Source organism: Bacillus sp. FSL K6-3200 (genome assembly GCF_038630485.1).
In the GTDB taxonomy this organism is placed as follows: Bacteria; Bacillota; Bacilli; order Bacillales; family Bacillaceae; genus Bacillus; species Bacillus safensis.
In genome coordinates, this window is the sequence record NZ_CP152032.1 from 1,050,089 (window position 1) to 1,064,172 (window position 14,084).

Annotated in this window: 2 protein-coding genes; both read right to left on the reverse strand. The window is 45.7% G+C overall.

Annotated features, from left to right (window positions below):
• Positions 1-13: 13 nt before the first annotated feature.
• Entirely contained in the window at positions 14-10,147 is a 10,134-nt protein-coding gene (locus tag MHI60_RS05390) for a non-ribosomal peptide synthetase (RefSeq protein WP_144486099.1), read from the reverse strand.
• Positions 10,148-10,210: 63 nt separating this feature from the next.
• Positions 10,211-14,044, reverse strand: coding sequence for a non-ribosomal peptide synthetase (locus MHI60_RS05395; protein WP_144486097.1), 3,834 nt, complete (start codon positions 14,042-14,044; stop codon positions 10,211-10,213).
• Positions 14,045-14,084 lie beyond the last annotated feature (40 nt).

Genomic DNA, 14,084 nt, shown 5'->3' on the forward strand with positions numbered 1-14,084 from the left:
GTTTCTTCTCCTCCTACATCCAATCCAAAATCTGAATCTTGTTTTCTTCAGTCCAAACGCCGACATCCCCTGTCGGATAGAGGTATTCGCCAGTTTGATGTTTGAATGGATGCGGAATTTTATGCGTCTCCATCCAATCGGCAAGCTCCCCGCAAAGTGCTTTAATATCCTTTGCGCCGATAAAAATATCTCCAGAAAATCCTACCGGCATAAGCTGATGCTCTTCGCTCAGGACGTATATTTCCGTCTCACAGGAAGGATCATGTACACCTGAATAGACCTCTTCTTGATCTGGGTACAGCACGCTGACTTGTGCGTTTTTCGCCCAATCGGTGATCATCTGCTCTTTTTCTTCATTCGTGACGATCGTGAAGGAAGAGAGAGGTATCTCCATTTGTTCTGTCATGGCTTCAAGTGTGTGAATCAGCTGCTGCATCAGCGATTGTATTTGCTTTTCTGTATATTGATTGAAGCGGTATGTGACCCGCAGCTCAAGTGTATCTCCCGGAACTGCCACAAGGGTCAGGTCATAGTTCGTTTCTTCATGACTCGCAATATCTAAAATGCGTACTCCGTATGGCTCGATAGATTCAATCGGATAGTTTTCAAACACGACAATGCTGTTAAACAATGAATCTCCATTCGGAATGTGGGTCAGCTGCTGAATATCTGGCAGTACGGTATATTCGAATTCCCGCATCTGAAATACTGTTTCTTGTGTATGTGCCAGCAGCTTGGAAATGGTCCACTCTGGCGTGATCGGCAAACGGAGCGGCAATGTGTTAATAAAGAGCCCTGTCATGCTTTCAACCTGTGGTAAGTCCGCCGGCCGTCCTGATACTGTCACTCCGAATACGACATCCTCTGATCCTGAATGAAGATGCAAAAGCAGCCCCCATGCTGTCTGAATCAAGGTGCTCATTGTCACCTTCTTCTTGCCTGTCATCTCTTCGAGTTTCTGCTGCATCTCGGGCGTTAGTTTGATACTTAGCTGATCAACACCTGCTTCTTCATCCGAAACATGCCCGCCGTCTCCTGGAAGCGGGGTAGCCTCCTCTACTCCTGACATATAACGTTTCCAGAACTCTAGCGCCTTCTCTTGATCCTGCTTTTGCAGCCACTCGATAAAATCTTTATATGGACGTACAGCAGGAAGATCCATCTCCCGTTCATCCACAAGAGAGCGATACAAAGAAAAGGATTCTTCAATAAAGCTGAACAAGCTCCAGCCATCAATTAAAATATGATGAAAGCTAAAAACAAACGTGCATGTGTTTTCATCTCGATGGAATAAAGCAATACGAATCAGTGGTTCATTCATATCCTCTAGTTTGAAATCCTTTAAACGATCTGTTTGCAAATATTGCTTGATGGCTTCCTTCTGATCCGTTTCACTCAGGTGGCGCACATCGTGCTGAGTGAGATGAATGCTTCCTTCTGATTGAATCAACTGAACAGGCTCCTTTAGCCCTTCCCAAGCAAATGTTGTCCGCAAAATCGAATGACGCTCTACAAGCAGATTCCAGGCCTTTTCATAGGCTGCGCCGTCCGTTAAGCCTTCGAGCGTCATATGCACTTGACCAAAATACGCCTGTGATGCTTGATCTAATAGTGCATGAAACAGCATCCCTTGCTGCATTGGAGATAGTGGATACACATCCACTACATTCTCTGGAAGCTCATCGATTTGCTTTTGTGTCAGCTGAACCATTGGAAAATCAGATGGTGTAAAGCCGCCTTTTGTCTCTATACAATGCGTCAGAATATCCTCCATTTTTTCTTTGAATCGTTCAGGTAACAAGCGCACCTCTTCATACTGAAGCAGTTCACGATGGATCATAAAATTCATCTGAAGCTGACCGTTCACAACATATCCGTACACATCGATCAAATGCTGTCTTTCTGCTTTTGGATCATGTACATGTCCATTTCGTTCATCTGCTAAATAAAGATGTGCTTCACCGTCTATTTGATCTAACTGTCCAAGATAATTAAAGCTCATCTGCGGCGCTGCTTTTTTGAGTAAACGAGATGCTGTCATGTATTGAAGCAAGCCATAGCCGATTCCTTTTTGCGGCACAGCTCTTAAGGTTTCTTTGACATCTTTGATTTGTCTCTCAACATCGGTTTGAATAAAAGGAATAAAAATAGGATAAGAACTTGTAAACCATCCGACTGTTCGTGACAAATCCATCTGTTCAAATAAATCCTCGCGTCCGTGCCCTTCTAACGTAATGAGTAGTGGCTTTCCAACGGCTTGCGTGAGTCCTGATAAGAGTAAATCGTTTACCTCTGTTCGGTACGCTTGTGATGCCTGTCTTAGTAAAATATCTGTTTGATCCTTCGTCAATTGAATAGACAGGATCTCTGCATGTTCTTCTATATTGAAAAGCGCAGGTGTTTGAAAAGGAGAACCCTCTTCCTCTTGGCTCGTGATCTTTTGCCAAAAAGGAACCTGCTCTTGTAATTGATCGGTTTGTGCATATTCATAAAGAGCATCTGCCCACTGCTGATAGGACGCCGTTTTCTTTGCAAGCTCGATTTCCTGCCCTGCCGCAAGCTGCTTCAGTCCATTTAATAGGTCTTCCTGTATGATGCGCCATGAGATTCCATCCATCACAAGATGGTGGGCAGCGATAAAGAGTTCTGACGTACCATTACTTGTGTGAAAAAGGATGGCTTTGATCAATTCTCCTCGCTCTAATGACAACGTTCCTTGACAAGCGGCGGTCTCCATGCGGATTTGTTCCAGCGCTTCTTTCTGAGAAACACCCGTCAAATCAAAGAAGGTGACACAAGGGGTGATGCCAGGCGCACGAATGGTTTGAATCCACGAGCCATCTGCTGCTTTTGTATATACCGCTCTCAGCATATCGTGATGATCGACAATTTTTGAGAGAACCTGTGTCAGCTGCTTTAGCTGTATGGATTGCTTGAATTCCATATGCGCTGATAAATTCCAATAATCTTGGTTTGTCAATGATTGCTCAAAGAACCATGATTGGATCGGAAGCAGGCGAACAGCTCCTGTGACAGGCGACTGATCATAGGTTACAGAAACATCTGCCCTTTTCATTGCGAGTGCCAGCTGTGAAATCGTCTGTTTTTCAAATACATCTCTCGGCTGAATGACGTAGCCTTCCTGTGCTAAGCGCGCCACCATTTGTATAACAATAATTGAATCTCCGCCAAGCTCAAAGTAGTTATCATGTACGCCAATCGAAGGAGTACCGAGCAGCTGAGTCCACACTTTTTCCAGTACACGTTCTTCCTCACTGAGTGCCCTGTCAGCCGGTTTGTCCACTTCTTCCTGCTTCCACTCTGGCGGCGGGAGACGTTTTTGGTCTACCTTGCCATTTGCCGTGAGCGGGAGTTCCTCCAGCTCTATTAATAAGCTTGGAACCATATAATCTGGGAGTATTTCTTTTAATTGATGGCGAATGTCTTGCGTGGTCATGCTGCCCTTTTGGACAAAATAACCGATCAAACGCTTATGACCACTCTCATGCTGATGCGGAATGACCGCACATTCTATGATGTCTTCAAAGCGCAGCATAGCGGCTTCAATTTCTCCGCATTCGACGCGGTGTCCGCGAATTTTTACTTGATGATCGATTCTTCCAAGGCAGTCGATGATGCCGTTTGGCAGCCAGCGGCCCATATCGCCTGTTTTATATAAACGCGCTCCTTCTTGGAAAGGATGCGGGATAAATGATTGCGATGTTTTTTCTTCATCTCCAAGGTATCCGAGTGCAAGCCCTGTACCGCCTACATAGATCTCTCCAATAACACCTTGCGGAACCGGCTGCAGCTGGTCGTCTAGTACATAGGCTTGTGAATACGCAATTGGCTGACCGATAGGAACCGTGGTCTGCCCGTCATCCAGTGCCCGAATGTGATGCACACAGGAGAACGTCGTATTCTCAGTTGGTCCATAGCCGTTTAAAAGGCCTTCAGGTAAATACGGCAGCGCTTTACGGATATGAGCAGCTGATAAAGCATCACCACCGACCAATAATGCTTCGAATCCACATAAAGCTTCTGGATGTTCCTCTGTTAACCGGTTAAACAGCGGCACTGTCAGAAATCCTGTTGTGATCTTGTAAGATGTCAGCGTGTCAGCCAGCGTATCCATTGATAAAATCGTATTTCGATCGGTCAGTATCAGTCTTCCTCCGTTGAGCAGGGCTCCCCATATTTCATACGTAAAGGCATCGAAGGAAAAGCTCGCGATTTGTAAAATGCGCGTATGTTCATCAAGGGTGACATAATCTGTTTCACATACAAGCCGGATGACCGCTTGATGCGGAATTAAAACCCCTTTTGGCTGACCGGTTGATCCTGATGTGTAATTGATATAAGCAAGTCCATCAGGTTTTAAAGCAGCAGGTTTGAATTCTACCTCTGATAAAAACTCTTCATACCCCTGATCAAGACAAATGAGCTCGGTTTGACTGATCGAGACTTGTTTCAGCCATTCATTTTTTGTTAGTAACAGCTGAATACCTGTATCCCTGAGCATATAATCAATGCGTGCTTCTGGATATTCAGGATCAATTGGGACATAGGCCCCGCCTGCTTTTACAATTGCCAGCACCCCAAAAATCATTTCAGGCGACCTGTCGATCAGAAGCCCTACTGGTTCATGCGGCTTCACTCCTCGCTGCTGCAAATAAGCAGCAAGCCGATCGACTTTCTCTTGCAACTCCTGATACGTCCACTGGTATTCCCCCGATTCGAGGGCGATCGCATGAGGTGTCTTTTTCACCTGCGCTTCAAACCGTTCTGTGATGAGAAGCGGGCCTGCTGGTTGTTCTGTTTTGCCGCTCCATTCATAGAGCAGCTGCTGCCTCTCTTTCTCTGGCAGATAATTCATTTGTCTGATCGGCTGTGCTGGATTTTCACAAATACATGCAAGCAGCTGCTCGTAGTAACAAAGGAACCGATCCATCGTGTCGTCAGAAAATAAATCTGCATCATACTCCAGTTTTAATTGAAGACCCTCCGCTCCTTCAAAAACAAACAGGGATAGATCAAATTTAGCCGTATCGTTATCCTCAATGGCTAAAACGGATGTCGCCTCACCCATTGGAGAAGCTTCAAGGGGCAGGTTTTGCAGAACGAACATGACCTGAAACAGCGGCTGCTTGCCAGCCTCACGTACAATATTCAGCTCATCTACGATCATCTCAAACGGCACATCCTGATGCGCATAGGCGCCCATTGTTGTTTTCTTCACTCGCTCTAATAGCTCTGTGAAAGCCGGATTCCCGCTATGATCGATCCGAAGTGCCAGTGTATTCACGAAAAATCCGATGAGCTGCTCCATCTCTGCTCGATTTCTCCCGGCAATGACGGATCCAATGACAAACTCATCCTGTGAAGACAATCGATGCAGCAAGGTAGAGAAAGCCGAAAGTAATGTCATATAAAGGGTGCTGTCTGTATTTTTAGAAAGAGCAGCCAGCTGCTCAGACAGCGGCTTCGACAGGCGGTATTTTTTCGTCTTTCCTCTGTAAGATTGAACGGCCGGCCGCGTATAATCATACGGCAGCAGCAACTCTTCCACAGGTACCGCAAATTGCTCCTTCCAATAAGAAAGCTGCTGATGCAGTGTTTCTCCAGTCAAATACTCCTTCTGCCAAAGTGCGTAATCTGCATATTGAATCGGCAGCGGTGAGAGATCAGGCTCCCTCCCCTCGATCATCGCTGTATACCATTCGGACAGCTCCCTTGCGGCAATGCCAATCGACCAGCCATCTGACACGATGTGGTGAATGGACATCAGCAGCAAATGATCTGTTTCTGACAGTCGAATCAGTTTCGCGCGAAAAAGTGCATCATGCTCTAAGCGGAAAGGTGTGCCCGCTTCTTTTTTCGCCCACTCAGCCGCTTTTTGTTCTTTTTCTTCCTGTGATGCCAAATCTGATACATCAACCACCTCAAGCGCTGGAAGAATCATATGCTCATGTATGATCTGTACCGGTTCATCGCCGTTCATCGCAAAGGATGTTCTGAGTGATTCATGCCTTTGCACCATTTCCTGCAGGCTGCGTTGAAGCACCTTTACATCTAAAGGTCCATTCATCCGAAAGGAAATTGTATTATTGTATAATGGCAGATCGGGCTGTAATTGATAGAGAAACCATTGTCTTTGCTGGGCATAGGACATCGGAAGCTCCTGACCCTTTTCTATCTTCCGTATCGGAATTGCTTCATCGGCTTTGGCATGTGAATCCATCCAGTCCGCTAACTCTCCAAGTCTCGTATGCTCAAAAAGAACAGCGAGCGGTACGTCAAATCCCGTTTTTTGTCTAACAGCAGACAGCATTTGCGTTGCCTTGAGCGAATGACCTCCGAGTAAAAAGAAATGATCACCACAGCTGATGTTTGAGACATCAAGCAGCTCGGACCAAATGTGTGCCAAGAGTTTCTCCGTCTCGGTTTGAGGTGCTCTGTCCTCTGAAGCATGTCCACTTTCCTCTATTAATTCATTGAAATGCACTTCGTCCGGCATCCCATCCTCTGTTTCTTTCCAGTATTCTTCAGGATATAGATGGACGGAACATTCACCAGAGAGACGAGACAGTATACACGTATAAATGGACTGATACAGCCTTTCTTCAACAGCCTTTGTTTGATCGGTCTTGAAAAAGACATATACGGCCTGCTCTGTTTGTATCTCCCCTTGTATCATTTCTTGAATTTCCTGCTTCGATCGATCCAACCCGATATAAATGAGAGGAGCCTCTGTCATCAAACATGCTAGCATTGTTTGAATGCCCGCCCGTTTTGAAATCGGGAGATAGCCCCTTTCTTTTAGCATGCCTTTGATCATTGAGCCTTCACTCATTCCGGTCTCATCCCACATGCTAAAGCTAAAGCAATACGGCTTCACTGAAGATGTCAGCCTCTGATAATGAGCAAATTGTTCAACGAACTCATTGGCTGCACAATAAGCCCCAACGGTCATCCCGCCCTTTAACGTTCGCGCTGACGAGCTAGAAAGGAATAAGACATTGTGCCGTTTAGAGGCTGCTTCATGAAGCGCAATCGTGCCATATACCTTCGCTTCGTACATCGCATGTAATGACACAGACGTCATATCACGAAGCAGCTCTTCTTGAATGATGCCAGCGAAATGAATAACGCCATGAAGCCTTTTGCCTAAAGCCGTCTCCTGTCTTGAGATCAGTTCTTCAATGGCTTTTGCGTCAGTGATGTCTACTTTTTCATAAAGAACTGTGCCTCCGCGCTTTTCCGCTAGTTTCTCAAGTGAAATCAATACGTCTTGCTGCTCCATAGATAAAGCCTCTCTCGCCTTTCTTCCAACCAGCACAAGTTGCGCTTGATAGGATGTCAGCAGGTGCTCACTCAGCATTCGTCCAATGCCGCCAAGCCCGCCTGTCATCACATAAAGCCCGGATGATTCAAATGGCGGTTTCTTCATCCTTTGTTCTTTTTCCAGATGAAGCGGTGTTAAAAGAGGAGTATAACGAACACCTTCGCGATAAGCGGCGATATGATGGCTTGTGTCATGTGTGAGCTCTGTCATGATTGATGATGCATGAGAACGGCCAGCGTCCGGTTCTGCCAGAGAAAAATCAAGACACCGCACCTTGATAAACGGCCATTCATGCTGAACAGCTGTCATCAGTCCTGCTGTCGTTGCTTTCTCCACATCATGTGTTTGATCTTCTGGCAAATTCATCGCATGAGCAGAGACAAAGGTGATCTCTACCGGCTCCTCATAGGCAGCGATCGCTTTTGTTACATATAATGCACTCATGCTGCCAGCTTCCTGTGCTTCTTTCGCCAACGCCGCATGAAGTGTGTCTTCTTGAGTTGTGTAGTTCCAAAGGTGAATGATTTGTTTCACCGAAACGCCATACGAACGGAGCGTCTCAAAGAGTTGTTCGTAGTCAGACGGCCGATTCGGGTGGATGATGAAGTGTGTTTGTGTGAGTTGTGTGAATGCTTGACCCGGTTCAACCGTAATATAAGTTTGTTCATTGCTTGAAAGGGATCTCAATTGATCTGTCAGCCCTAATGTGTCTGCAAAGATCACCGTGTCCCCTGCTGTTTGTTTTTCAGCTTTATAAAGCGGAGCAGGTGTCCACTTTTTTTGTAAACTCCAATCAGGCAAGGTGTGTTCATTTTCAAGTCTAATGTCCAGCTCCTTAATGATTTCATCAAATTCGCCTTCCTGCCATCGCTTCTTGAGCTGTGCCCTTTCTATTTTTCCAGAGCTTGTTTTCGGAAAGGCATGCTTCTGGACAGGAATCACGCGCGATGCTGACAGCCCCATTTTTGTTGCAATATGGGATTTAATAGTCTGACTTGCCCTCATGATATAAGAAGGTTCATACAGCTTCGGTGTAAAAAAGAGAATCAGCTCGTCGGATGCAGATGCTTCCATCCGAGCGGAACAGGCGGCTACAAAGCTCGTTTCGACGCCGGGTACTTCCTCTGCAATGACTTCTATTTCATAGTTGTGATAATTTTTCCCGTTGATGATGATCATGTCTTTTTCTCTTCCGGTTAATGTCAGCCTTCCTTCGTGCAGAAAACCTAAATCCCCTGTGTGGAACCAGCCGTCTGTTTGAAAGACTTCTTGATTCGCTTCGTCATTCTTGTAATAGCCCTTCATTGTCGTCGGCCCTTTAATTTGAACACTGCCAATATGATCTTCGGGAAGAAGCTCATGCTGATGATTAACAATACGAATCGTGATACCAGGAATCGGTCTTCCCAGCTCTGTAAAGCTGACAGTTCCTGTCTCACGTGCCTCCGCTGGTCTTAGCTGCTCTGTGAGTGATGTTTCCTCAAAGGTTAGAACCCCGCTGCTTTCATCTCCCCGCTCTATCGCAAAAGAGAAGACAACAGCTGAAGAGATTTCAGACATGCCGAAAGCCGGTCTAATGACGTCTCCCTTTAAGCCGTGCGGAGCCAGCAAGTGTAAAAATCGGTGAATCGTCTTCGGTACGACCGCTTCTGCCCCATTGATCATACAAGTCATAGCAGAAAGATCCCAAGATCCTGACGAAATGTCTTTCTCATAATCATTGATCATCGCAAATGCGAAGTTAGGCGCCCATGTCTTCGTTGCACGGTAGCGGTCCATCCAGTCAAGCCAGCGCAGCGGCTGAGCGATAAAATCATCTGTTCTTGCCCGAACCTGCTCACAGCCCGTGTACACATTGACAAGGTGAAACATCACAATGCCGCCAATATGATCTAAAGGCATCCAGTCTAACGACACATCCTCTTGTGTAAACCCATTGGCTGCCACTGTTCCTTTGACATTCGCCAGCACACTTCGATGAGAATGCTCTACGCATTTGGGCATCCCTGTACTTCCAGACGTTAAGATAAAAAAGACTGAATCATCCGGTGACGCTGGATAAGCCTCTATATCTCTTTCTAAAGAAAGCATCGGTTCAACGGCTGCGACTCGTAACTTGTCTGTATGCCACAATAATGCTAAGCCTTGCACCTCTTCAATCAGCGAGTCATCTGTTAAAATGAGCGGATGCTCCAGCAGGTTCCACGCATGATGAAGCTTCTTCACGGAGGCATTCATTTCACGATAGGTCGGTGCAGCGGACACTAGTGTTGGAACAAATCCCCCTAACACACACGCCCAAAAGGCTGTTACCATCGCATGATTGGATGAAAACTGAAAGAACACAGGATCACCCGGTTCAAGTCCGAGCGCCCTCAAACCTGTCAAAACCCGCTCAGCGTCCTCCTTTAACTGCGCGTAGGATTGTGTGAGTTCATTTTCACTATTGACGATATAAGTCAGCCCATTTGTCGTTTTTGCCGCCTCTGTTAAGGCGTCCTGCAAGGTTTGGGCTCCTTCCTTAACATCTAGATCCCCTCCATAGGAAAGGGCAGGCGGCATGTCCGCTAAAGCAGGGGAAGCCGTTTGCATCTGTATCGATTGAACTGCGGCCTCCTGCTCCATGTGATTGTCGAGAAATAAATGAGAGAGGTGATATGGCCGCGGTCGAATGGTTTTTTCACGAGAAAAAACAGCGAAGCGTTCGATTTCGTTGGTTTGTAAAATGGTTCTCTGTACATCTTGTAAAATCGTATCCATTGATTCATGTACATTTGATTGGTTCATAATTGATGGTTTCATATGAGTTCCTTTCCTTTTTGGACAGGCAGAGCTGCCAATGTGCACCCCTGCCTGATCTAAAGTTTACAAAACAGCTTCTCTATTTTTTTGATTCACGATCTTTTGGATCAACTGGGCATTTTGAGCTGCAAATTCTTTGTTTTTGAACATGTCAGCATGTTGACCATAGCCTTGATAATGGCGATAAGCACCGGTCGTCGCTTCTTCCCAATGACCCATCCAGTCTGGAATCTCAATTTGTTCTTCTGATTGGATGAAATCAATATCTGCTTGTATCTTTCCTCGATTCACCCCCTTCACAAATGTTTCATAATAGGCACGCGTTTTTTGAGCAAGCGCTTCTTGAACGAGCTCTTCTTGGGCAAGTTCACTTTGCTTCGATTGATGGACAATCGCTGCGATATCGTCATCAATGGATCGTCCTTCTAAATCACTTTCTCCAATTTTTTTATAGGAATCGATCATGATGACCTTTTCCACCGTCCGCCCTGCTTGTTCAAGCGATTGAATGAGCTCAAAGGCCAGATAGCACCCGCCAGAGTAGCCCATCAAAGTCAGCGGCCCTTCAGGCTGAAGGTGCTGAATATGCTGAACGTATTGCATCATGCGGTGATCAGCTTCAATAAAATCAAAAGCGATCAAACGAACGCTATCAAGCGTGTTGGCGGCTTCCTGATAGATAAAGCCGTAGCCTGGTAATGGCGGAAGAGCAAAGACTGTTGGAGTTTGAGATTCATTGAATACAAGATAGCCGGCAGCTTCATGATCCTGCTGTTGAATATAACGGCTGATTGCTTCAATTGTCGGCGTCTCAAACAGCAAGTGAATAGGCACTTGAACATCGAATTCCTTTGACACCTTTGATAAAAGCGACATCGCTTTTAAAGAATGTCCGCCAAGCTCAAAGAAATGGTCATCTGTACTGATATCATCTCGTTCAAGCACTTCACGCCACATGACAAGCAGCTTTTGTTCTACCTCATTTGCCGGAAGTTTCACATGGCGGTTTCCTTGAGGCGCCTCTGGCTTTGGCAGCTGACGTTTATCAACCTTTCCGTTTGGTGTCAGCGGCATTTTCTCAAGTCTGATCAGTTCATGAGGCTGCATGTAAGCCGGAAGTTTCTCCTTCAGCCCTGACTTGATCACATCAACTTTGTCCTTCCACTCCTCCTCACACGTCATATAGGCGAGCAGCCTTGTATGCTGCGAACCATGCTGATCCGTTATAAGGGCAGCTTGCTTTACGCCTGTATGCATGAGAAGGTGGACTTCAATTTCTGTCAGCTCAATTCGGTGGCCGCGAATTTTCACCTGATCGTCCACTCTGCCTGCATACTCAATCAGACCGTCTGCTCGAAAATAAGCCAAATCTCCCGTACGATACAGCCTTTCTCCCGCAGCAAATGGATGTGTAATAAAGGCTTCTTTTGTCAGATCAGGACGATTCAAATACCCCTTTGCAAGTCCTTTGCCGCTGAGACAAAGTTCTCCGACCATTCCAATCGGCTGAAGCTGTCCTTGCTGGCTCAATATATAAGCACCCGTTTGGTTAATCGGCTTTCCGATTGGAATAGAATGCGCTTCGATCGGCGGAGCTTCATCTACAGGATAATAGGTGGCGAAAACCGTTGATTCGGTTGGGCCGTAGACATTGATTAGTCTGCCTTTTCCCATGACACCAAAGGCTTTTCTCACATGCTGTACAGATGCACGCTCCCCTCCGAACAGCACCTTGCGCACACTGCGCATCCAATCAATTTCTTCATCAACGAGAAGATTAAATAAAGCAGTTGGGATAAACATGACAGAAATGCTTTCTTTTTTAATCAGCTCCGTCAGCTCGTGCATATCTAAAATGGTGTCTTTTTTCGGCAGGACAAGCTTTGCTCCGTTTAAAAGCGCACCATATACATCAAAGGTAAAGCCATCAAATACGCTGTTGGATAGCGACAGCAGTGTATCTGTTTCTGAAATGGTTAAGTAGTTCGTATTTTTGACCACCCGGGCAATATTGGAATGGGTTGTCATGATGCCTTTTGGCTGACCCGTTGTGCCTGATGTATACATGATATAAGCTGTATCGTGTAAACCTGCTTCCAGCGGCAGATTCTCTGAGCTCATCAGTGAAATTTCCTGATCATCTGCAAACAGATACGTGCCAGCAAACCCAAGTCCCTTCGCCTGACCAATAAAGGATGAGTGAGTCAGAAGATGCGTCGCTCCGCTGTCTTTAAGCATGTATTGAATGCGGCTTTCTGGATAATCAGGATCAATTGGCACATAGGCTGCGCCTGCTTTTAAGACAGCAAGCAGACTCACAATGAGTTCAGGTGTTCGATCAGCTAAAATGGCGATGACCGTTTGATGTTCGGCCCCATTTTTTTGCAAATGCCTTGCCAATCGATTGGCCTGTTCATTCAGCTCGGCATATGTCATCGTTTGCTCTTCTGCTGATAGCGCAACTGCATTTGGCTGTTTGCGGACATTATGCTCAAACCATTTCGACAAATACAACTGGTCATGCTCAAGCTCAGGTGCATTCCATTCCTCAAGAATCAGCTGTTTTTCCTGTTTCGTGACGAGTGGGATTGTATGAACCGATTGTTCGGGATGCTTGACCGCCTCATTTATCAATAGACTGAGCTGTTCCTTTAACTTGTGAACAAATTGAGGATCAAACGCTCTTTTGTTAAAGGCCAGCTTCAATAGTAATTCTTCTCCAGGCGATGCGAGCAGATTGAGATCATAGTTTGATTTTTCATAGACATTCATGTCCTCTACCGTGAACCCTAACCGTGCTTCTTGCTCGTCCTTCTTTGCGGCTGGGACATTTTCAAACACAACAATATGATCAATGAGCTGCTGCTGACCTGTCTTTGCCTGAATATCATAAATCGGAATATATTGGTGCGGCTCGGCTGCAAGAGACTGCTGCTGTGTTTCTGACAGGAGCGCACGAAATGTCATGTGATCTGTCAGCTGAATTCTTCTTGGGATGACATTGATGAACAATCCAACCATCCTGTCAACACCAGCCAAGTCAGCAGGACGTCCTGACACAACTGTTCCAAACAGCACATCATTTGACCGCTGATACCTGCTCAGCAGAATCGACCAAACGGATTGAAGCGCACTGCTTAACGTAGCATTTTGCTGCAGCGCTAACTCTGATAAAGCGGCCGTTTCTTCTTTGCTCATGGACCATTCAATTTCGCCTAATTCATGTTCATTCGTTTGTTTTCGCTGTTCTTTAAAGGTCGATTGTCCATCAAACCCTGCTAATGATTGCTGCCAATATTGAAGTGATGCTTGTTTATCTTGTTTTTCCAGCCACTTTATATATTCTTTATATGGTTTGACCGGTTCTAGCTTGTAAGGAACGTCATGTAAAAGTGCATGGTAAATCGCAAATAACTCCTGCACCACAAGCCCAAAGCACCAGCCATCAAGAAGGATATGATGATAGCTCCATATCCAGCGATAGCTGGCAGGGCCCGTTTGGAAAACAGATGCCCGCATAAGAGAATCCTTTGAGAGGTCAAATCCTCTCAGCTGATCCTGTTGTTTGAATTTCTTTATACGTTCAAGCTGTTCGTCTTCAGAAAGATTTTGCACATCCACAAAATCAATTGTAAAAGGACGTTCCTTTAGTACAACTTGGACAGGGCGCTTTACTTTTTCGTGGAGAAACACGGTACGAAAAATATCGTACCGCTCCACAATGATATTCATGCTTTTCTCAAGTAAGTCATGACGCAGTGTGCCCTTAACGTTCATATCCATCTGCTCTATATAAAAGCCCTTTTCTTGATGATGGAGGGTATGAAACAGCATTCCTTCTTGCATCGGTGACAGATAATACATGTCTTGAACTTGGTCCCTTTTAAATTGACTCATCTATTTCATCCTCCCTTCCTTTTTTTATGACTGATCTCGT

What these genes read in the sequence shown, in the direction of transcription:
- MHI60_RS05395 (WP_144486097.1), bottom strand. Translation starts at nt 14,044, where the DNA reads ATGAGTCAATTTAAAAGGGACCAAGTTCAAGACATGTATTATCTGTCA.
- MHI60_RS05390 (WP_144486099.1), bottom strand. Translation starts at nt 10,147, where the DNA reads ATGAAACCATCAATTATGAACCAATCAAATGTACATGAATCAATGGAT.